Annotated in this window: 18 protein-coding genes; 10 read left to right on the top strand and 8 right to left on the bottom strand. The window is 48.4% G+C overall.

Annotated elements, in window-relative coordinates; all coding sequences use genetic code 11:
* Positions 1–209: 209 nt before the first annotated feature.
* Together yegD and EYR25_RS15915 are read left to right on the top strand one after the other, a co-directional pair.
* Complete coding sequence (gene yegD, locus EYR25_RS15920) at positions 210–1,664, top strand: molecular chaperone (RefSeq protein WP_133181377.1); 1,455 nt, start codon at positions 210–212, stop codon at positions 1,662–1,664.
* Positions 1,665–1,715: 51 nt separating this feature from the next.
* Entirely contained in the window at positions 1,716–2,189 is a 474-nt protein-coding gene (locus tag EYR25_RS15915) for a CreA family protein (RefSeq protein WP_165953589.1), read from the top strand.
* A gap of 112 nt (positions 2,190–2,301) precedes the next feature.
* On the opposite strand, the gene EYR25_RS15910 is transcribed toward EYR25_RS15915, so the two are convergent.
* The 3 genes from EYR25_RS15910 to pdsR all read right to left on the bottom strand — a co-directional run bounded on the left by EYR25_RS15910 (position 2,302) and on the right by pdsR (position 6,505).
* Entirely contained in the window at positions 2,302–3,501 is a 1,200-nt protein-coding gene (locus tag EYR25_RS15910; protein ID WP_133181373.1) for a cystathionine beta-lyase, read from the bottom strand.
* A gap of 124 nt (positions 3,502–3,625) precedes the next feature.
* A complete protein-coding gene (gene pdsS / locus EYR25_RS15905) occupies positions 3,626–5,785 on the bottom strand; it encodes a proteobacterial dedicated sortase system histidine kinase (RefSeq protein ID WP_133181371.1) in 2,160 nt (719 codons plus the stop codon).
* Between the two features lie 27 nt (positions 5,786–5,812).
* The gene (gene pdsR, locus EYR25_RS15900) at positions 5,813–6,505 is read right to left on the bottom strand and encodes a proteobacterial dedicated sortase system response regulator (protein WP_011622965.1); all 693 of its coding nucleotides are present in this window, start codon (positions 6,503–6,505) and stop codon (positions 5,813–5,815) included.
* A 231-nt stretch (positions 6,506–6,736) separates the two neighbouring features.
* Between pdsR and pdsO the strand changes: the two genes are divergently transcribed.
* Genes pdsO through EYR25_RS15885 form a run of 3 tightly spaced genes read left to right on the top strand, consistent with a single transcriptional unit; the run spans position 6,737 to position 10,537 of the window.
* Positions 6,737–7,534 (top strand): sortase-associated OmpA-like protein PdsO, encoded by a 798-nt coding sequence (pdsO, locus tag EYR25_RS15895; RefSeq protein WP_133181369.1) that lies wholly within the window; start codon positions 6,737–6,739, stop codon positions 7,532–7,534.
* Between the two features lie 45 nt (positions 7,535–7,579).
* Positions 7,580–9,847: a marine proteobacterial sortase target protein gene (locus EYR25_RS15890; RefSeq protein ID WP_133181366.1), complete on the top strand. Its 2,268-nt coding sequence runs from the start codon at positions 7,580–7,582 to the stop codon at positions 9,845–9,847.
* Between the two features lie 9 nt (positions 9,848–9,856).
* Complete coding sequence (locus EYR25_RS15885; RefSeq protein WP_133181364.1) at positions 9,857–10,537, top strand: class GN sortase; 681 nt, start codon at positions 9,857–9,859, stop codon at positions 10,535–10,537.
* A gap of 111 nt (positions 10,538–10,648) precedes the next feature.
* Here the strand turns inward: EYR25_RS15885 and EYR25_RS15880 are convergent, their stop codons facing one another.
* Positions 10,649–11,674, bottom strand: coding sequence for a GGDEF domain-containing protein (locus EYR25_RS15880; RefSeq protein ID WP_069454818.1), 1,026 nt, complete (start codon positions 11,672–11,674; stop codon positions 10,649–10,651).
* 159 nt (positions 11,675–11,833) lie between these two features.
* Here EYR25_RS15880 and EYR25_RS15875 point away from each other — a divergent pair, with 159 nt between their 5' ends.
* Positions 11,834–13,459 (top strand): M28 family metallopeptidase, encoded by a 1,626-nt coding sequence (locus EYR25_RS15875; protein ID WP_165953509.1) that lies wholly within the window; start codon positions 11,834–11,836, stop codon positions 13,457–13,459.
* Positions 13,460–13,513: 54 nt separating this feature from the next.
* Here EYR25_RS15875 and EYR25_RS15870 read toward each other — a convergent pair whose 3' ends face one another.
* From EYR25_RS15870 to EYR25_RS15860, 3 genes are all read right to left on the bottom strand, one after another.
* Positions 13,514–14,377, bottom strand: coding sequence for a hypothetical protein (locus EYR25_RS15870; RefSeq protein WP_133182906.1), 864 nt, complete (start codon positions 14,375–14,377; stop codon positions 13,514–13,516).
* A 303-nt stretch (positions 14,378–14,680) separates the two neighbouring features.
* On the bottom strand, positions 14,681–15,685 hold the full coding sequence (locus EYR25_RS15865) for an ATP-grasp domain-containing protein (protein WP_133181360.1): 1,005 nt from the start codon (positions 15,683–15,685) through the stop codon (positions 14,681–14,683).
* A gap of 20 nt (positions 15,686–15,705) precedes the next feature.
* Positions 15,706–16,161 carry a MaoP family protein gene (locus EYR25_RS15860; protein WP_023268238.1) on the bottom strand — a complete coding sequence of 152 codons (456 nt, stop codon included), beginning with the start codon at positions 16,159–16,161 and terminating at the stop codon, positions 15,706–15,708.
* 108 nt (positions 16,162–16,269) lie between these two features.
* Here EYR25_RS15860 and hdfR point away from each other — a divergent pair, with 108 nt between their 5' ends.
* Complete coding sequence (gene hdfR / locus EYR25_RS15855) at positions 16,270–17,127, top strand: HTH-type transcriptional regulator HdfR (protein WP_133181358.1); 858 nt, start codon at positions 16,270–16,272, stop codon at positions 17,125–17,127.
* 152 nt (positions 17,128–17,279) lie between these two features.
* Here the strand turns inward: hdfR and EYR25_RS15850 are convergent, their stop codons facing one another.
* Positions 17,280–17,651 carry a diacylglycerol kinase gene (locus tag EYR25_RS15850; protein ID WP_039978589.1) on the bottom strand — a complete coding sequence of 124 codons (372 nt, stop codon included), beginning with the start codon at positions 17,649–17,651 and terminating at the stop codon, positions 17,280–17,282.
* Positions 17,652–17,902: 251 nt separating this feature from the next.
* On the opposite strand from EYR25_RS15850, the gene EYR25_RS15845 reads away from it, so the two are divergent.
* The 3 genes from EYR25_RS15845 to EYR25_RS15835 all read left to right on the top strand — a co-directional run bounded on the left by EYR25_RS15845 (position 17,903) and on the right by EYR25_RS15835 (position 20,462).
* Entirely contained in the window at positions 17,903–18,802 is a 900-nt protein-coding gene (locus tag EYR25_RS15845; RefSeq protein ID WP_133181355.1) for a DNA ligase, read from the top strand.
* A gap of 107 nt (positions 18,803–18,909) precedes the next feature.
* A complete protein-coding gene (locus EYR25_RS15840) occupies positions 18,910–19,926 on the top strand; it encodes a hypothetical protein (RefSeq protein ID WP_133181353.1) in 1,017 nt (338 codons plus the stop codon).
* Positions 19,927–19,997: 71 nt separating this feature from the next.
* Positions 19,998–20,462: a low molecular weight protein-tyrosine-phosphatase gene (locus EYR25_RS15835; RefSeq protein WP_165953588.1), complete on the top strand. Its 465-nt coding sequence runs from the start codon at positions 19,998–20,000 to the stop codon at positions 20,460–20,462.
* Positions 20,463–20,630: the final 168 nt, after the last annotated feature.

Raw genomic sequence — 20,630 nt, 5'->3', positions numbered from 1 at the left:
ATGCGAAAGTGATATGCGCTCAAAGATACGAGTTGAATATGTCAGATTGATGACAAGTGTGACAGAAATATGACTTTAAAATGAACTTGCATTTAGCCGCGAATTTACAAGGTAAAGCAGGGGAACTATGCAGCGCCTCCTTTGGGATTGGGACAAACTGTGTTACCTTGCTCGGCTTTTTGATTGTGGTTTGACGTAGGGGTAAGCGGATGTTTGTCGGATTTGATTATGGCAGTGCCAACTGTGCCGTTGGGATCATGCAGGGAGATGACGTTTCACTGTTACCCTTATCGAGCGATTCAGCCTATTTACCTTCCACTGTGTATGCAATGGATAGGGAGCTTATTGCCGAGGCCGTTTACCGCGGCTTGCCGCAGGCATTGAAAGCAGACTATGCCAAGAAGCGCGCCGCACAATTGAGCCGTGCCCGTATGGTGCGCCACGAATTAGATCTCGATGCCGAAACCCAAGCGGTGTTTGTGGGTGAGCAGGCCGTGGCCGCTTATCTTGAAATGCCGGAAGAAGGTTTTTATGTCCGTTCGCCAAAATCCTTTTTAGGCGCGACCGGTCTTAGACCCGAGCAAGTCGCCCTGTTTGAAGACATTGTCACCTTAATGATGCAGCACATTAAAGTGCGAGCCGAAGCCGTACTCGCTGAAAAGGGCATCGCATCCGAGGGAGAGGCAAGCATTACCCATGCGGTGATTGGCCGCCCAGTGAACTTTCAAGGCATTGGTGGTGAAGAGAGTAACCGCCAAGCCGAGGCCATTTTAACCTTAGCCGCCAAAAGGGCGGGGTTTGTCGATGTGGCATTTCTGTTCGAACCTTTAGCCGCGGGGATGGACTATGAAGCCAGCCTCAGTGCCGACAAAACCGTGCTGGTGGTCGACGTGGGGGGCGGAACGACCGACTGCTCCGTGGTTAAAATGGGGCCAAAGCATCAGGCAAGTTTCGATCGCAGTGCCGATTGCCTTGGCCACAGCGGCCAGCGTATTGGCGGGAACGATTTGGATATCGCGCTGGCGATGAATGCCTTTATGCCGCACTTTGGTTTAGGCTCGCTTATGAGTAATGGCAAACCTATGCCAAGCAATCCCTTTTGGAATGCGGTCGCCGTCAACGATATCAGTGCCCAGCGCGAGTTTGCCACCTTAAGCACTCGCAAGCTGATTGATGAACTCATTAAAGAGGCCGAGCAGCCACAGCTGTTAAAAAGATTGCTCAAAGTGCAGCAACAGCAGTTAAGCTACCAAATTGTACGACTAGCCGAGCGCGCCAAAATTGCTTTGTCTGAGGTGCAAACGACGGAGAGTGCGCTGGACTTTATTGAAGCGTCACTTCGGGCAGAAGTGAGTCGCGCAGGTTTTGAAACGGCGATTGAGCCTTCGCTCACCAAGGTAGAGGCGCTGATGCACCAAGCGCTGACTCAGGCGGCAAAGAGTCTTGCGGGCAATGGCTTAGCGCCAGAGGAACTGTCCGTGGATGCCGATAGTCTTGAGTGCAAACCCGATGTGATTTATGTGACGGGTGGCACCGCACGTAGCCCAGCGATTTACGCTAAAATCACTAGCCTTTATCCCGACACCCCCGTGGTCGTCGGTGACCACTTTGGCTCGGTGACGGCGGGGTTAACGCGCTGGGCACAAAAGTGTTTTGCGCAATAGGGAAGGATGATGAATAAGGATAAACAGATGAAAAGAGTCAATAAGGCTGTAATGTCTTTGCTGGCCGTGACGCTAGCGGGGACGGTACTCACGGGCTGTGGCGATGATGTCGGTAAAGTAAGCCTTGGGTTATTTACCACTAAGGATGTGATTATCGATGCTAAGCAGGATCCTAAAATCCCTGGGGTGACCTGCCATATTAGCCGTATCGAAGCGAACCTCGACTTTGCCGATCCTTCGGATATGGGCATAAGTTGTCGTCAAACGGGGCCGATTTCCGCTGCCGATATCGCCAACATCGATAAGAGTAAACACGGCGAAGTGGTCTTTACCGAATCCTTAAGCATCTTATTTAAAAGCTTAAAAGTGCGCCGAATTTACGATGCACCCAATCAAACCCTGCTGTATTTGTCCTATTCAACTAAAGAGACCAATGGTAGCCACAAGCATGCCTTATCGACCGTGCCTTTATACGGCTCTCAGGCGTGGATTGATCCCGCAATAAGCGCGGCGCAGCCAAAATAGCAAAGGTGAATTGAAGCCGAAGTAATACGATGGCGGGGCAAAATGAAGGTGGGCCAAATTGAAGGCAGGTAAGTTCCCGCCTTCGTTGTTTTACACATAATTTGTTTAAGCTTTATTTGGCCTTGCTGGCAAGAACGGCATTAAAGCGCTCAAAGCCTGCGCTGAGATCGGCAATTAAATCATCGGGATCTTCTAGGCCAATATGCACACGGATCAACGGCTTGCTTGCATCCCATTGGGTAGCACTGCGGATTTTTTCAATCCCGAAAATCCCTAGGATCAGACTCTCATAACCGCCCCAAGAAAACCCCATTTTAAAATGCTGCATATTTTCAACAAGGGCGGTGACAGCCTCCTGATCCCCTTGCTTTAGCACGAAGGAGAACAGACCATTGGCTGCGCTAAAGTCGCGTTTAAAGAATTCATGTCCTGGGCAGGTATCAAAGGCGGGGTGACGTAAATGGTCAACCTCGGGGCGCGTTTTCAACCAGTTAGCCACTTTAAGGGCATTTTTCTCATGCTGCGCCATGCGCACGCCTAGGGTGCGTAATCCGCGCGTGGCGAGATACACATCGTCGGGGGAGGTCGTTTGCCCCAATAAATAACTGCGCTCACGTAGCTGCGGCCAGTGTTTTTCGTTGGCGGTCGCGGTGCCTATCATCACATCAGAGTGACCGACGATATATTTGGTCGCGGCTTGAATCGACACATCGACACCCATCTCGAAGGGCTTGCTATTGATTGGCGACGCCCAAGTGTTGTCGAGAATGGTCACCAATCCGTGTTCATGGGCGATACGGCAGAGGGTCGGGACGTCCTGCACTTCCATGGTGATGGAGCCGGGAGACTCCAAAAACAGTACCTTAGTATTGGGGCGAATAAGCGCGCGGATGCCTTCACCAATCAGCGGATCGTAATAGGTGGTCTCAATATTAAAACCCGCCAAAATATGGTTACAAAGATCGCGGGTTGGCTCGTAAACACTGTCGACCATTAGCAGGTGATCGCCCGCCTGTAAAAACGATAACAAAGCAGCGCTAATCGCCGCCGCACCCGAGGGATACAGCGCCGTACCTGCGCCACCTTCGAGCTCACTGATCGCCGCTTGAAACGCAAAATGGGTTGGGGTGCCGCGTCGGCCATAAAACATTTCGCCATTGGTTTTGTTTTTAGCGGCGTGACGCATGTCTTCCATGGTGTCGAAGACGATAGTGGATGCGCGAAATACGGGCGGATTAATCACGCCCTTGGTCCATTTTTTATCTCGACCGACGCTGACGATTTGGGTGGCTAGCTGATGTTTATCTGTCATAGGGCTTACCTTGGCGAGTCAGTTTTTATGTTGTTATCCATTGTGATGGCCGTCATCTTAGCATCTGCCCGTGAAAATGGCAGGAGGTAAACAGATGAGTTTGCCTCAAGTTACAGTGCATGGATTAGCTCAGCGGCAGGGTGACCAGAATATCGACCCCATCGTTTTCGCTGCGGTTGCGGGCCAAAATTTTACCCTGGTGGAACTCGGTCACAAGGCGCGCAATATACAAACCTAACCCGAGGTGAGGTTTGTCTTGGGCTTGATTGACCCGCACCGAGACCATGGAGTCGAAGATCTGCTCCGACATATCCACTGGCAACTGTGGTCCTAAGTTGCTGATAAGCAAGGTAGCTTGTTTGCCAACTTGGGTGAGGGTCACTTCAATCGCACTGCCTTGATGACAAAACTCGATGGCGTTGGCGATAAGCTTGTCCATCAATTGGGCGATGTATTCGGGCACGCCCTGCATCATCAATGGCTGCTCAGGCACTTTGACGCTAAATTGTTGCTCAGGGTAGGTCATTTGATAGCCTTGCATACAACCGCTCACCACTTGGGACAGCGGGAACTTAGCCACATCGGCCTGAGTGAGGCTCTGCTCGAGGCGTGTCGCCTCACTCATATTGTTTAAAATCATGCTTAATCGGCTCACCCCTTCTTGAGCGCGATCGACGTACTTTTGCGTGTCTTTATCTAAGGTTTGCAGATTTAAGTGCTCTAAAGAGGAGCGCACCACGGCTACAGGTGTACGTAACTCATGGGACAGGCGCGACGACATATTCTCTAGATAATGGGTATATTGGCCCAAACGGCCGACAATGCTGGCAAAACTGCGGGATAAGTCGCCAATCTCGTCCCGTGCCTTAGAGGGTTTTAAATGATTACGCACACGACCTTGGCTGTCGATGGCATTTTCGGCTTCATCACGCAGTTTGCGGATACGATTCGAAATACTCGAGGCGAAGAAAAACAGCGCTAAGGTGCCCATGCTCATAATGGTCAGGATCACGTTAAACAGTTTTTCCAGCGCACGGTTACGCAGGGTGCGAATACCGTGGGTGGTTTCTTCGGCCACCACGGCGCCCATCACATTGTTATCAATCCAAATGGGGCTTGCGGCCGCAAGCACCACAGCCTTATTGTCCGGAGTCAGTCGCCAGGTCGAGCTTTGTTGTCCCGCGAGCGCCTTTTGAATATGGCTGCCGTCGAGTTCGGTCGAGTCTTGCAGGGAATCGATAAAATCCTTCGGTGGTTTAGTAAGGATTTTATAGTAGAGCGGGTGCAGGTAGTCGCGCTGAAAACGTTGCCACATAGAGTTGCTGTTTTCATCATCAAGGGTGCGCGTCCATACACTGTTGCTATCACGGATATCGCCGGACTTCGCGAGCACGCGCCCGTGTTTGTCGACCACCCAAATCCGTGAGCTGTAGTGGCTCATCCCTTTGATAATATTTTCAATTTCGGGTGATGGCACTAATACTGTACCCAGTTTATCGACTGTATCTAAGGCGGAGGTGCCGACAACGGCAGTGATATCGCGGTACTTGCTGTCGTTGACATCAGAAATTGCAAACCCGAGTTTACTGCCCACCATGTCTAAGGGGATGCGCAGCTCGATATTGTAGCCCACATCCGTGGTGGCCCATTGCCCTTGAATACGGACTTCGGGTGTCACTGGCACGGTTTGTTTAGGATTGGCGGGCAGCTCGAAGGCGCTGATCCAGCCGGGCTGAGTCGTAGCCACGATATAGCGTTTAAATTTATTGTCGGGGGCAAGGGTCGCAATCGACAGGTGATCGTTTCTATCGACGCTTAAGGCATTCTTTCCCCGAAACACCACATTGGGATCGACCACCTGAAAAAAGGCATACAGATAACCATCGTACTGACCCACCATATGGGTAAAACTCAAGGTGAGCGGCGCGCTGGGATCGGCGCGCATGATAAGATTCGCCTCGCCATACTGGATAAATCTGTGCTGATATTCCTGCCATTCATTGAGTTTGCCATCGAGCAGGATCGCACCTGCGAGGGGGTAAGCATAGAGATCGCGACTCTTTTCAACCTGCTTTAAAAAGCTGGCCTGACCGTCGAACAGTTTCGGCCGCTCGTGCAAGGCGGTCGCTAAGGCTTGAGTTGTACCCTCTAAGGTGCGTTCCTGACCGTGGCGCAGGTATTTTTCCATCTCCCACACATATTGGTACCCCAGCCAAGGTAGGCAGAGTAAAAACAGGCTAAGGCCAATAACTTTAGTCCGAAGACCGAAGGGAAAACGTGTCATAGAATGCTGGGTAATCTGCTACATGGTTTAGGCTAGGCTGTCCCAGCGATAGCCCATGCCGTAAACGGTATCAATACAATCAAATTCGGGCGCGGCAGCCATAAATTTCTTACGGATGCGCTTCACATGGGAGGTGATAGTGCTGTCATCGACAAAAATCTTTGCCTCCTGCATCAGCTCATGGCGACTACGGACGTGTCCTGGGTGTTTGGCCAGGGCGTGCACCATCCAAAATTCGGTAACGGTTAACTCAATTGGGATCTGATTCCAAGAAACCTGCATTCGATTGGCGTCTATGGTAAGCGGTCCACGCTCCAGTAAATTTTCCTGCGGCGTTTGACTGGTGGCTAACTCAGAGCGGCGAAACAGCGCGGCTAAGCGAGCGGTCAAATGGGGGAAACTCACTTCTTTGCTCAGGTAATCATCGGCGCCTAAACGCAGGCCGCACACAGTATCGAAATCGCTATCCCGTGCGGTTAAGAAGATGATCGGCAGCGTGTTCGACATGGCGCGCAGGGACTGACACAGCATAAAACCGCCGTCAATCTCATTACCAAGGCCAATATCGATAATGGCTAAATCCGGCAGACGGGTATTAAACGCCAACATGGCCGATGGCCTGTCGGCATAGGTTTGCACACTGTAACCGTGTTGCTGCAACACATCCTTGTAATTTTCGCGAATGGCCGCTTCATCTTCCACAATGGCGATACGTTTCATTTGCCATCTTCCTATTGACTGCTGGGGATAAGTTTTCGTGACTATACAGGAATTTATTTCTGAAAAAAGCTCCCAAATGCAATTGCCATTTTGTTGCCACAATTGATAGTCGCATTGCCATTTTCCATCCCCGCTTATGCCATGGCGCTTGTGTTTAATACGCTCATTCCGTTTTACCCGCCGCGCTAATGACTTAGGCGGGTAAGCGCAGCACAAATCAAAAGGAATGAGATGATGAAAAAGACGCTAATTAATATGTTGATCCTAAGTGTGTTCGCCGCGCCTATCGCCAATGTATCGGCAAAGGTGTCGCTACAAAATCAACCTCTGCTCTTAGAGCCACAGACAGAGCTAATGATTGAGCAAGAGGAAGATGATGGCGAAGCCTTGATAGGTCTTGGCGGTGGAGCACTACTTGGCGCTTTAGTTGGCGGCCCTGTTGGCGCCATTATCGGTGGATTTACTGGTACTTTAATCGGCCAGTCGGTATCCGATACCGACACAGTCAAAACCCAGCAACAGCATATTGCGTTGCAGCGCCAACAATTGGCGAGCTTAGCGGCCAAACAGCAGGCTAGTGAGCAACGCGCCGCCGAATATGCCTTAACCCAAAAGCAACTCGATGAACTGCTCGCCGAGCAACATCAACTGTTAAGTGAGTTGGCGCTGGGCATGAATGTGCAGTTCCGTACGGGCTCTGCGGAGCTTGAAAGCCATTTTTTGCCCCAATTAGACAATGTCGCCAAGGTGATGAAGCGCTTGAGCGAGTCCAATCTCGAGCTGAAAGGTTATGCCGACCGCCGAGGTGATCTTGCCTACAACCAAGCGCTCTCGGAGCAACGTTTATTAGAAGTGCGGGGATACTTGATTAAGCAAGGCGTAGCCCCCGAGCGGATCACCACCCAAGCCTTCGGCGCCAGAATGCCACTCAATGACCAGCAAGACAGTGAATCCGATGTGTTCGATCGCCGAGTCACTCTGACCATGCAGCCTAACCAAGGGCTGATGGCGAGCCGCGTGACCGAATAATTCAACAATATCAATCGTATTCAATCAAGATCAGGAGCCTTTGTGATGATCACAGGGAAAAGGGTAAAAGAAGTTTGTCAAACGCTGGCGATGCTAGTGATCGGCGCCTCCATTTGTTGGGGGCTACCATTTGCGGTGTTAGCCTCACCGAACAGTGTGGGTACTTTATCGGCGCCGCAAAATATTGCCGCGACCTTCGATGAACATACGGCGAGCACATTGCCAGCTTTTAGTTTCGATGATGTCACCCAAGGGATGTTGGTGTATCAAACCGCCAGTGGCCGTTTAATGCCGTCCTTACCCGTGGACACGCAAGTGTCGATGCAGATCTCGGGGCTAACCAATAGGGTGAGCGTAAAGCAGGTGTTCAGTAATCAAACCGGATTTGTCCTCAATGGCCGCTATCTGTTCCCTTTACCCAATGAGGCGGCGGTGGACTCACTGCGTTTGCACATTGGTGAGCGGATCATCGAAGGTCAAATTCACCCAAAACAGCAAGCAAAACAGATTTTTGAGCAGGCCAAAGCCGAAGGAAAACGCGCCAGTCTAGTCAGCCAAGAACGGCCTAATATGTTCACGACCGAAGTCGCCAACCTCGCTCCTAATGAAAAGTTGGTGGTCGAAATCAGTTATCAAGAAACCATTCACTATGAAGATGGGCTGTTTAGCCTACGTTTTCCGCTGGTGGTGGCACCGCGCTATATCCCTGGCTTAACACTCGGTGGGAACAATGGTGAGCGCGTGACCAGCAGCCAAGTGTTCGATGTTGACCGGATTATCGCCCCGATCCGCGACGCTAATAGCGAGGCAGACCCTGTGCTAAAGGCCGATATTAAGGTCAAACTTGGTGAAGGCGTGGACAAATCAGCCGTGGTGAGTCCGTATCATCCCATTACGATAGATGAAAAACAGGGGCAACTGACGGCGGCCTTGGCCAATCGTGTGCCAGCCAATCGTGACTTTATGCTGCAATGGCGTCTTAAGCAGGGCACGAGTCCCGTGGCTTGGGTATTCAACCAAGCGGGCAAAACCCATGTGTCAAAGGACGACAATGCAAGTGCGGATACTGGTTCAACTGGCAATACTAGCAATACAGATAACTACAGCTTAGTGATGGTCCTGCCGCCCAAAGTTGAGGCGAGTGAACAACTGAACTTGCCCCGTGAGCTTATTTTAGTGATTGATACTTCGGGGTCGATGGCGGGGGATTCTATCATTCAGGCAAAAAATGCCCTGCGTTATGCGCTGCGCGGTTTAAGGCCACAGGATAGTTTTAACATTATCGAATTTAACTCCGATGTATACCTGCTATCGTCAACACCACTGCCCGCGACCGCGAGTAATTTGGACAAGGCACGTCAGTTTGTGAATCGTTTGCAGGCCGATGGCGGCACCGAAATGGCGCAGGCTTTAAATGCTGCGCTGCCAAGGCAGGCGTTTAACACTGCTTCGGGTGAGGATAAGTCGCTAAGACAAGTGATCTTTATGACCGATGGCTCCGTCGGCAATGAGGCAGCGCTATTTGAGTTAATTCGCAATCAAATCGGCGAAAACCGTCTTTTCACCGTAGGCATTGGCTCGGCGCCGAACTCACATTTTATGCAGCGTGCGGCTGAACTTGGGCGCGGCACTTTTACTTACATTGGTGATGTGGATGAGGTGGAACAAAAGATCAGTCAATTGCTAGGCAAAATCCAGTATCCAGTGCTCACCGATTTGCAGGTGCGTTTTGACGATGGCTCTGTGCCTGACTACTGGCCAGCACCTATTCCCGATCTATACCGCGGTGAACCGGTATTGATTAGCCTAAAGCGCCATCCTCGTGAGCCTCAGGAACTGGTGATCTCCGGTCGTCAGGGCCATAAAAACTGGCAGCAGTCGTTATCTTTACAAGCCAATGGCGCAAGCCATTCTGCAACTGATGTAGCGCAGCCAGCAGCCGGGCTCGATTTACTCTGGGCGCGCAAACAGATTGCGGCGTTAGAGCTGAGTAAAAACGGCGCTAACGATGACAAGGTCAAAGAGCAGGTCACGGCGCTGTCGCTGAACTATCACTTAGTCAGCCCCTATACCAGCTTGGTCGCGGTGGATTTAACCCCTATCACCAGTAATGCGATAAGCCGAGATGCGGTGGTGCGCCAGCATTTACCTTTGGGTTGGCAGCCAATGGGTGTTCTACCACAAACATCGACCTCAAGCCGTTTCGACATGCTCTTAGGAGGCGGCGTGTTACTACTTGCCTTGATGTTGGCGCTGTCGATTCGTCGCCAGCAGCGGCAGCAACGCGCGTTGTCATTAGCGCTGAATACTTGAGTTATGTCTATGAGTATGCGCATGACTCAACAGATACAAATAGGGTTGCTGGTGGGATTGGTATTAATAGGCATTACGTTGTTTGGAAAAGGATTCTATATGCAAGCGAAAGCACACTTTGCCCAATATTTGATTGAACAAGCCTGGGCTAAAACCTTAATCGATGGTCAGTCCCATAAACCTTGGTCTTGGGCTGATACCTATCCCGTGGCTAAGCTCTCCATCGAGCAAGCTAAAAGACCGAATCACTTCGATGGTCCGGCATCCAACGACAGCTTATATGTGCTGGCGGGCGCATCTGGCCGTAACTTGGCCTTCGGGCCAGCCTTAGTGCTGTCGAGTGCACCCGCTGGCGCGCAAGGCAACACTGTGATTGCTGGGCACAGGGATACGCATTTTGCGATGTTAAATGGCATCAGTGTTGGACGTCGCTTGGCGCTGCAAACAGCGGCGGGCAGGGAGATTGTTTACCAAGTGGTGGCGACCGAAGTGGTGCATGAATCGCAAACTGAGTTGATGGCGCCAAGTGCGGATAATCGCTTAACGCTCATCACCTGCTATCCCTTCGATGCGTTGCAAGGCGGTGCCGAACTGCGTTTTGTGGTGCAGGCTATCCCGGTCGAGCCAGAATCTGCAGCTCAATCCGAAGGGGCGACAGTCGATAGGACGTTGGAGCCAAAAGTGGCTTGAACATTCGAGTTGATAGCTTGAGTTACTCGCTACAATGGGCAGGTTGACTGGTAACTAAAAAATTGGCAAATCAATTAGGGCAGAGCTGAAGGCTCTGCCTTAATGTCAGCATTAATTGTTTATCGGCATCACTCTATTACGGCCTAGACGTTTTGCCTCATAAAGCAACTTATCTGTATTTTCAATAAGTTGTATTACTGATTGTCTTTCTTGCCACTGAGATACACCAAAGGAGGCGGTGATATTGTCGATACGTTGATCTTTGCGTCGATCCTTGATGCTGAGTTTTTCAAGCCCGCGGCGCATGGCTTCAGCCAGTTGCCTGGTGATTCGTAATTGGCTCTTTGGCACTAAAATGGCAAATTCTTCACCGCCAAAGCGGTACAGCTTACAGCCATCTCGGCAGGCTTCCTGCAAACGCTTTGCAACGACCTTTAATACTTGGTCGCCAAGCTGGTGACCATAGTTGTCATTAAAGGCCTTAAAGTGATCGATATCGACCAAGATAAGACAGGTGCCCTCGGGAGCCTGTGCCAACATGCCTGCGATATCGGCATCAAAGGCGCGGCGGTTTAAACAGCCAGTGAGTGCATCGTAAAGTACATCTTTTTCTGTTTTTTCAAGCTTTTGTTTTAATGCATCAATCTCTGTTTGGGCTTTTTGCAATTGGGTCGTAAAAAACTCGGTGCTTGAGCGAATATTGTCGGCTTCCTTCACCAAATTACGGACTAAATCGAGCACTTGCTCAACACTGAGCGTGCCTTCTTCGACACCATTGAGCTTGGCAAAGTTATTATTAATACAGCTTTGGAAGTCGGCTGCATCAAGATTCGTATCCCGAATCGATTGCGACAGCTCTGTGGCCATGGCCTCTAGATTAAGCCGCATATCACGCACATCAAGCTCAACAGGATCGGCGACATACTGGCGAAACAACAACTCACTGCTCACTGGTGGGCAAGTGTTGTAGTGGGCGATAACCGTATCGAGCTGGGCGTTTAACGCTGGGTTTTGTTCGCCCACGTAGGTATACCACAGAGCATAATTGATTGGCGTTGTGGGAATTTGATGCTTGAGCATTAAGGGAACCGCTTTTTTAAGATTCAAGGCTGCGGTTTGTAATAAATCTCGTGACATGGATAAATTCCAGTAAAAATAATCCGATAAACCATGCATATCACACATGGATAACAATATGGCTCGTCAAATCCCGTTACAACAAAAGCCCAAAAGCTGAGGCAATTACCTGCCACAAGCTTGGGGGGATATGTTAGAGTTTATCGCTAAAATTAAATAATGATAATAACTTGGGAGAAAGTCTTGAAAAATTTCATCCTTGCTGGTGCCCTAGGTTCCTTACTTTCACTGCCTGCAATGGCCGCCTCTTCCTTCAGCGACAGCCTAGATTTGAATCAGTATCGTACTGATGTCAAAACCTTAGCCAGTGATGCCTTTGGTGGCCGTGCGCCCTTATCCGAAGGTGAGCAATTGACCATCGATTACCTTGAGAAAGCCTTTAAAGAGATGGGGCTCAAGCCGGGGTTTGGCGACAGCTATTTGCAGGCTGTGCCGCTGGCGAAAATCACCGCCGATCAAAATATGCAACTCGATATCGGCGGACTTAAGTTTGCCAATGGCAGTGAATTTACCGCCAGAACCCAGAGAATTAGCGATAAAGTCAACCTCAGTAATAGCGATGTGGTGTTTGTCGGTTATGGCATTAATGCGCCTGAATATGGTTGGAATGACTATCAGGGCCTTGATGTCAAAGGCAAAACCGTGATTGTGTTAGTCAATGACCCAGGTTTTGCGACTCAAGATCCCAATGTTTTTAAAGGCAATGCCATGACCTACTATGGTCGCTGGACTTACAAATACGAAGAGGCTGCGCGTCAAGGCGCCGAAGCCGTATTTATCGTCCATGAGACGGCGCCAGCCGCCTATGGTTGGGGAGTAGTGCAAAACTCCAATACTGGCACTAAGTTCACCTTGGTCGATGCCAATAATAACCAAGGGCAGGTGGGCGTGATGGGCTGGGTGCAACATGATGTCGCCAATAAGATTTTCGCTAAGGCAGGCATGGACTTCGATACCTTAAAGCAACAAGCCGCTAAGCCAAACTTTAAGGCTGTTCCCTTAAAACTCAAGGCGAATGTCAGTTTAAACAATACGATTGAACGCGCCGAATCCCACAATGTGGCGGCACTGTTGCCCGGTAAGAGCCGTCCCGATGAAGTGGTGATGATGCATGCCCATTGGGATCATCTAGGTACAGTGATTGAAGATGGCAAGCCAGAGATCATTAATGGCGCCGTGGATAACGCCAGTGGCGTGGCGGGCGTGTTAGCGCTGGCGCGTTACTTTGTCAAGCAAGCGCAGAGTGCGCCGCTTGAGCGTTCGATTCTATTTAGTGCCTTTACCGCAGAAGAAACTGGCTTGATTGGTGCCCAGCACTTTGCTCAGCATCCCAGTGTACCGACTCAAAATATCGTCGCCTTTTTGAATATCGACGGCATGAATATGAACCAAGGTGTGGATTATATTCTGCGCTATGGGGAGGGCGTGTCAGAGCTAGAAACCTATTTGGATAAGGCCGCTAAGGCGCAGGGGCGGGTGGTGAAGGGCGATCCAAGACCACAAAATGGTTTGATGTTTAGATCGGACCACTTCGCTCTGGCCCAGCAAGGCGTGCCCGGCTTGTTATTTATGAGCCTTGGGGATACGGATCCTGACTACATTGCCCACAAATACCACAAAGGTGCAGATGATTATGATCCTAACTGGATACTCGAAGGGGTGAAGCAGGATTTAGATCTGATGGCGAGCATGCTAACGACCTTAGCCAATGGCAGCGATTGGCCACATTGGTTAGAGGCATCGGACTTTAAGACCAAGCGTGAGCAGGACGGTCGTAAAAAGTAATCATATGAGATGCAAAAGGACGCTTCGGCGTCCTTTTTAATGTTTATCAATCTATTAGAAAACGTAACTTACCGAAAGCATCGGGCCGATAAAACTGTAGTAAATGTTGTAGTCGGCGATTTGGGTGTCTTTATTCGGGGATTTTTGGGCGATATCCACATCGACCTTGTAGTAGTTGTAGGCTACGCTCATGCGCCAATTATCTGTGATATTAGCATCGATACCGAGTTTGATATCGACTAATTCACCCTTTACATCATTGAGTTTAATGTAGAAATATTGGGCATGGGTGGCAAGCTTCCAGCCGGGGATAAATTCATAGTTGGCATATAAGCCAAAATCTGGCAGAGGTGCGGTGACATTTTCATCAACAATGCGGGGAATGGCTTGGCTTCCACAGACATTGTTGAGCAGCTCAGTGGCATGACAAACCCCTATCACACCCTCAAAGCCCGTTTTGATAAACATAGTGTGTAAACCAAGGGAAAAGCCCACATCGTAATTGCTGCCCTGGAAGGCATCATAACCATAACCAACACGCACAATATCAAAATTTAAGGTGGAGCTCAGTTTGCCGCCCGCCTTGATATCGTAAATGGTATCGTTAATTTCGATTTGAAAAGGTTTAGTTAGGGCTTGAGTTTCAGCGTTGCGGTGCAGTTGTTTCCAGTCGAGGTAAAAATTATGCCGCTCGTTGAAGTGATAACTTAGCTCAACAAAGGGTAAAAACTCATTTTCGGCTAATTGCAGATCGGATTCATAGTCTAAGGTGAAGTTATTACCCGCAACAGGGTTTGTCACCTCCATGTTAGTGTCAGACTGTGAATAAAATCCCCCTAGCTCAACGCTAAATTCGCCCGCCAGCACAGGGCTGCTGCCGAGTAGGGCGATCACTAGGGGTGTTAGGCGAGTGGCAATCAACGTTACTCCAGTATTCTTCTTATTATATCCAGCGATAACATCAGACTTAAGTGCCATAAGCTTATGGACATTTGGAGTGTAACAGCAAATTTCAAAATGTGAATAAATTGTTTTTGAAATTGCCTTGTTTTGTGATTTAAAACAAAAGTAGTACGGCTATTTAGCTTGGTATGGCGAGCTTGTGGTAGGGATCACGGTAATTTGCATCTTGGTGATTTGTGAAGAAAATGTATAGTCCAGCCAAAAAAGCGGCCCAGTAGAGACTGGGCCGCAGAGTGATTTCAACACAATCTTTTTGCGTTAGTTTGAGGCGGGATTTGCCTCTGGCGTGCTGCTATTTGCTGTTGTATTTGCTTCGGCAGCGGGCGTTTGTATTGGCTCACTGCTTTTTTCATCCTTGTTGAACATGCCTAGACGGATGCGGATAAAGTGCAGGATTTGCGCCGCAATATCCACATTTAAGCAGGATTCTAAGCCTTCAAAGCCTGGGGACGAGTTGGCTTCACAGATTTTGTAGTGGCCGTTATCGAATAACAAATCGATACCCGCTACATCTAAATCGAGAATATTGGCGGTTTGTGTCGCCAGCCATTCGATTTCAGGTGTAATTTCAAAGGGACGTGCCGAACCACCCGCACTAACATTAGCTTTAAAGCTATCTTCCTGCCCACGGCGCTCATAGCAGCCAGCCACGCGTCCACCAATGGTAAATACACGGAGATCGCGGCCATGGCTGTTGGCGATAAACTCCTGCAGAATGATGTTGGCGTTTTTATTGGTCGCCTCGATCAATTGCATTAAGTCATCAAATTCACGGGCCTTATGGGATAAAAATACCCCGCTTCCCTGCGAACCCGAAAGGGTTTTAATTACCACCGGAAAACCTAAATGGCGTTCAACCAGTTCGATATCGACGGGGAACTTTACCAGCATGGTTTTAGGTGTGGGCAAGTTCTTCTCGGCCAGCAATTGCTGGGAAAAGAGCTTATCTTTGACGATTTCAATGGCTTTAGAAGGATTGAGGCAGTACACCCCTAAACGCTCAAGGTGGCGAATAATCGCCAAGGCAAAGTAGGTGGTGCCAGAACCCATTCTAGGAATGATAAAATCTGGTAATTCAACGGGTTGACCGTTTAACAAAATACTCTTATTGTCTTCTCTGGTCACGGTGAGATCAAACTCATCCGGAGCATACACTTCTAACTCAATATTGTCGGCCTTGGCGGCAGCCAATAGACGCTCAATTTCATACAATTCAGGTTTTAGCTGAGTCGCGGTTTCTTTATATAAAATCCACCCACGCATTTAATCGCAAACCTTCATTTTCATTCTTTATCCTCGGGTTCAGCTTCGTCCTGAACGTCATCTTCAATTTCGACATCCACATCGAATGCCGCTTCAACTGGCTCAATCTCAGGTTTAGTGGCGGGCAAATGAACCGTGCCAACCACAGCATAAAAGGGCTTACCTAAGGCGAGTTTGCGGTACTTTAACCAGATATGCTCTAACAAGCTACTGGGAGCGATGTTTCCTTTGATGACTTCGACAAATTGTGCTTCATCGGCGGTGACGGGGAGCGACTTGCCTTCATCGAGGTTTTTCATGGCATGGCCATGTAATTCAAGCAGTTCGGCTTCTTTACTGGTGAAGTCGCCACTGCGCTTAAAACCTTTTGGAAAATTAGTGTCGTCGTAAAAACGTTTATGGGATACGAAACTGGCAGCTGAGCCGTTCACCGTCTCAGAACCCTTGTTAGCGTTTGAAAAAGACTGTTCAGACATGGCTGTTACCTTCTAGTTTTTGATATACAAAGATTTGCAAGTGGAGTATTGGCTAGTATTATTGATTTATAAATCAAAAAAATTTGCCAATGTTGGTCAAGAATTTTTATGGATACCGATTTACTAAAGACCTTTTTAGAAGTCTCCCGCACTCGTCATTTCGGCAAGGCTGCGGAAAATCTTTACCTTACCCGCAGTGCGGTCAGTTTTCGGGTTAAACAACTCGAAAGCATCCTCGGTGTGGCCTTGTTTGAACGTCAACGTAACAATATTCAACCCACTCCGGCGGGTGAGCGTATGCTGGGACATGCAGAAGCGGTATTAACCGCTTGGGAGCGTGCTAAGCAAGATGTTTCGCTTAGTCAGTTACAATCGACTCAACTTGCCATTGGTGCTGGCCCCAACATTTGGGATGCCTATTTGCAGGGGCATTTACAGCATTTGCATGTGGGATTACCTGGAGTGGCATTGCGGACTGAGGTTTTGCCACTCACTGTAATGACGCGTCAGTTGATGGACCGCACCCTTGATTTAGCGATTTCCTTTGATCCGCCCAAGCTTGACCAATTTGAATTGGTGCAATTGGGGCAAATTAATTTGTTGCTCGTGTCTCAATCGGCTGGTATCGCGGTGAGTTCAGTGCAGGCTGGGCAATATGTCAAAGTGGATTGGGGCACGGCATTTAATATTATCCATGCTCAGGAATATGCCGCTCTACCCGTGCCGACATTACACACAAGTTCGGCCCGTATCGCTTTGGATTTTATCCAAAATAACGGTGGCTGCGCGTTTTTACCCGAGCATTTGGTTCAGCCATTGTTGAACCGGGGTGAGCTGCATTTAGTTGCGGGGGCGAGCGCCATTTCGCGTAGTGTGTATGTTGCCTATTGGGCCGAGAATGACCGCTTAGAGCAAATCAAACAGGCAATTGGCTTTTTAGCCGATAAGTCAGCAGATAAACGCTGATCAGTAACAGCTGTGCATTAAAAACGCCTTTAGGTGATAACCAAAAGGCGTTTTTTATTGCAGAACAAATGGTTGGGAAGTGATACTTCGCTTTGCCAGATAAATGCACTCGTTAAAGATTACGCTAAAGAACAGGCATTGAATTGCACGTATTAAATAACCAGTGGTAGCAGCACCACAAGCCATGTGATAGCGCAGAGTGCTAAACTCATAAATACCGCGGCAGAGGCGATATCCTTTGCTTGACCACTCAGTGGATGGATTTCACTGCCTACTCGGTCAACCACAGCTTCAATCGCTGAGTTTAATAGCTCAACAATCAACACGATGAATAGGGTTAAGATCAGCATTAGACGTTCCATGGTGCTGATATCGACCAATAGGGCGATGGGTAGCATTACCACGGCAAGCATCAATTCCTGTCTAAAAGCGGCTTCGTGGATCCAAGCGGCTTTTAAGCCCTTCATCGAAAATCCCGTCGCTCTAAAAATGCGTTTAATACCGTGGTTGTTTGCTGGTTTCATAATAATTCCATCAACTTGTGCGATTGTTCGCGAAGCATTTACCCGCTCAAGCAAAATATAACTAACCTGTTAACATTTGAGCGAGCTTAAAAAGAGGCCGCAGTATAGCCCGATAACCCCAGCGTATAAAGTATTAAACCGACAAATTCACAGTCCTGCTAAGGTGTTATCGGGCAGCGCTCTAACTCGCGCTAGACAAATCTTAAGGCTAGACTTTATGCTCAATACCACTTTATTGAAGAGGCAAAGGAATGGCTCTTACAATTCGCTCACTGTTTTTAACATTTACACTAGTGCAGTATTGGGTTGCAGGACTTAGTGTACACGGCTTAACAATGGCAGTCTGTTACGCCAATCCCCAGACACCAAATATTCAATTAGCGACCGAGTTTTCTCGCGAGAAACGTATTCAAATCAGTGAGTTTTTCGTCAGCGAAAAACTCGATGGTGTACGTGGCTATTGGGATGGGAAACGTTTAGTGACTCGTCAGGGAAATCCAATCCTTGCGCCAAGTTGGTTTACCGCAAACTTCCCTTCCATCCCCATGGACGGAGAATTATGGATAGGGCGAGGGCAATTTGAAGCAATATCTGGGCTGATACGGCAAACCTCACCCAAAGAAAACGACTGGCAAAACGTGCGCTTTATGGTGTTTGATTTACCTCAGATGCAGGGGAGTTTTGAAAAGCGATATCGAGATATGCAGACGCTAATTGCTGATAAATCGATTTATCTTCAAGTTGTTGAGCAAGTCAGCGTGGAGAGTATTGAGGCGCTGTATCAAAAATTAGATGTCTTAGTCGCTCAGGGAGCCGAAGGTATCATCCTCCATCGTCGCTCAGCCCTCTATACACCGGGGCGAAATCCTAATGTGATGAAGTTAAAGCCTTATTTGGATGCCGAAGCCAAAGTCATTGGCTATATTCCCGGTAAAGGGCAGTTTACGGGTCAAATGGGCGCATTAAGGGTGCAAACGCCGGATGGTCGAATTTTTAGTATTGGTACAGGCTTTAGTTTAGCCGAGCGTCAACATCCACCTGCCATTGGTACGCTAATTACCTATAAATATTTAGGAACTACCGCAAATGGTTTACCGCGATTCGCGAGCTTTTTGCGGATAAGAACCGATATAATCCCCGAGGAACAATAATAAGTTGCTAAATTGTATCGCTTTGATAAAAATCGAGCTCGTTAGTGTAAAAGTTGCCATATATCGTGTTGATTATTAATGGACAAAAAAATTCTAAGGAGCAAGTTTTGGTCGAAAGTTTGCGTGGATTAACGTCGTGGAAACAACGAATTGAGGGCGTCCTCGTTGTCCCCAAATGGATAAAGCATCCAATAGTTGCAACAAAACAGCTTTTACTCAGTTTAAGTTTGGCGCAGCGTTGTTACGTATTAGCTTTGTTAGCACTAATGTTATTTCAACCCGAAATTTGGGTAGCTGCCGTTATCACTGCTATTGCCTTGATTATTGAGTTTTGGCCGAAATTTGCTACGGCTTGGCATACTTTAGCAGGCAAAGCCATTTTCCTGCTGTTTTATGCCGTTATTGCTAACTTTGCCTTAGCTGCGAGCGGCAGTGTGGTGAACGAAATCACCGGTGTATCGGCCTCACATTTGTCCTACACCCATAACTTTGCCATTTTGCTGTATTTGCCGATTTGGTTTGTGTGTATCTCTATCCTCGCTTTACTCTTACTGCAATTGGTGATCCCTTGTTATTTGTTTTTCCATATCGGATTACGCATATTGGGACTCGAAGCCAAGCAGCAAGGAAATAAAAGACGATTTGTGGTAACAACCGCGCTGGTGCGTATGATTCTGTCTGTTGTGTTGTTATTAAACTTGGTTGCGATTACCGATGGTGAAAACTGGGTAGGGGATTTAGCCAAGAAAACCCAAGCGTTAAAACATGATTCGATAGATAAACAGGTAGTTAACGAAGGCGAAACCATTCTTAAAGCCGAAGACAGTCTTGAACAGGCAGGCAGCAAACTCACACCTGATCAAACCGACACAACCGAAACACTTAAGGCTTTTGGCCATAGCTATTACAAAGGGATCCGCGATTTAATTGCCTTATTTGCCTATAAATTTGAAGCCGATGGCCGCAGCCGTTGCCAAAAGTTAGCTGACTCTGTAGTGATTGAACTCAATGACTATGAAATACTTGAAATTACCGAATCTGCCCATGAGCAGTATGGTTACCATTTTGAAGTCAAAAAATGTATTTCCCCCGCCTTTGGTCAAATGGCATCAACACCTAAGTAACAACACGAGAGGATGCTAAATTGTTAGACAATCAAGAGTTTGCAAAAGCGCAGCCGGTACGACGCATCTTAATGGTCTGTATGGGTAATATTTGTCGCTCGCCCACCGCTGAGGCAGTTTGCCGCGCTAAAATTCGCGAGCGCCGCCTTAATATCGAAGTCGATTCGGCGGGCACTATTGGTTATCACCAAGGGGAGCAACCCGATAGCCGCTCAATCGCAGCAGGTAAAAAACGCGGATTAAGTTTCGACGGCATTCGAGCAAGGCAAGTGATTGATGCCGATTTTGAGCATTTCGATCTTATTTTAGCGGCAGATAATAGCAACCTCGCAGATTTACGCCGCCGTTGCCCACCCGAATACCAATACAAATTAAAACTGATGCTGTCCTTCGGTGATTGCGATACGGATGAGGTTCCCGATCCCTATTATGGCGGTACGCAAGGATTCGAATTAGTCCTCGATCTACTCGAACAGAGTATGGACGCTTTATTAGCGCAGTTAGCCGGAAAAACGGATGGGAAGAATAACGATTAAGTGCAACTTGAATAAAGCGTTATTGCCCCAAAACTTGTTAGCACACGTTTGTTAGTTCTGGTCTTTACGAAAGAGTTACCCTACAAAATCTCATCTATTAGCCCTCCACTTTAATGCTTCTCTATAACAGCCGAATCCTGGTTAGATATACAGTCATATCGTATTACG

This window comes from Shewanella decolorationis, from assembly GCF_004354305.1.
Classification (GTDB): domain Bacteria; phylum Pseudomonadota; class Gammaproteobacteria; order Enterobacterales; family Shewanellaceae; genus Shewanella; species Shewanella decolorationis.
Note: the sequence above shows the minus strand (reverse complement) of the source record. Positions and strands in the feature narration are given on the sequence as shown.

Bases quoted from the DNA above. Each gene is read 5' to 3' on its own strand.
- yegD (WP_133181377.1), top strand. From the start codon at position 210: ATGTTTGTCGGATTTGATTATGGCAGTGCCAACTGTGCCGTTGGGATC.
- EYR25_RS15915 (WP_165953589.1), top strand. From the start codon at position 1,716: ATGTCTTTGCTGGCCGTGACGCTAGCGGGGACGGTACTCACGGGCTGT.
- EYR25_RS15910 (WP_133181373.1), bottom strand. From the start codon at position 3,501: ATGACAGATAAACATCAGCTAGCCACCCAAATCGTCAGCGTCGGTCGA.
- pdsS (WP_133181371.1), bottom strand. From the start codon at position 5,785: ATGACACGTTTTCCCTTCGGTCTTCGGACTAAAGTTATTGGCCTTAGC.
- pdsR (WP_011622965.1), bottom strand. From the start codon at position 6,505: ATGAAACGTATCGCCATTGTGGAAGATGAAGCGGCCATTCGCGAAAAT.
- pdsO (WP_133181369.1), top strand. From the start codon at position 6,737: ATGATGAAAAAGACGCTAATTAATATGTTGATCCTAAGTGTGTTCGCC.
- EYR25_RS15890 (WP_133181366.1), top strand. From the start codon at position 7,580: ATGATCACAGGGAAAAGGGTAAAAGAAGTTTGTCAAACGCTGGCGATG.
- EYR25_RS15885 (WP_133181364.1), top strand. From the start codon at position 9,857: ATGAGTATGCGCATGACTCAACAGATACAAATAGGGTTGCTGGTGGGA.
- EYR25_RS15880 (WP_069454818.1), bottom strand. From the start codon at position 11,674: ATGTCACGAGATTTATTACAAACCGCAGCCTTGAATCTTAAAAAAGCG.
- EYR25_RS15875 (WP_165953509.1), top strand. From the start codon at position 11,834: ATGATAATAACTTGGGAGAAAGTCTTGAAAAATTTCATCCTTGCTGGT.
- EYR25_RS15865 (WP_133181360.1), bottom strand. From the start codon at position 15,685: ATGCGTGGGTGGATTTTATATAAAGAAACCGCGACTCAGCTAAAACCT.
- EYR25_RS15860 (WP_023268238.1), bottom strand. From the start codon at position 16,161: ATGTCTGAACAGTCTTTTTCAAACGCTAACAAGGGTTCTGAGACGGTG.
- hdfR (WP_133181358.1), top strand. From the start codon at position 16,270: ATGGATACCGATTTACTAAAGACCTTTTTAGAAGTCTCCCGCACTCGT.
- EYR25_RS15850 (WP_039978589.1), bottom strand. From the start codon at position 17,651: ATGAAACCAGCAAACAACCACGGTATTAAACGCATTTTTAGAGCGACG.
- EYR25_RS15845 (WP_133181355.1), top strand. From the start codon at position 17,903: ATGGCTCTTACAATTCGCTCACTGTTTTTAACATTTACACTAGTGCAG.
- EYR25_RS15835 (WP_165953588.1), top strand. From the start codon at position 19,998: ATGGTCTGTATGGGTAATATTTGTCGCTCGCCCACCGCTGAGGCAGTT.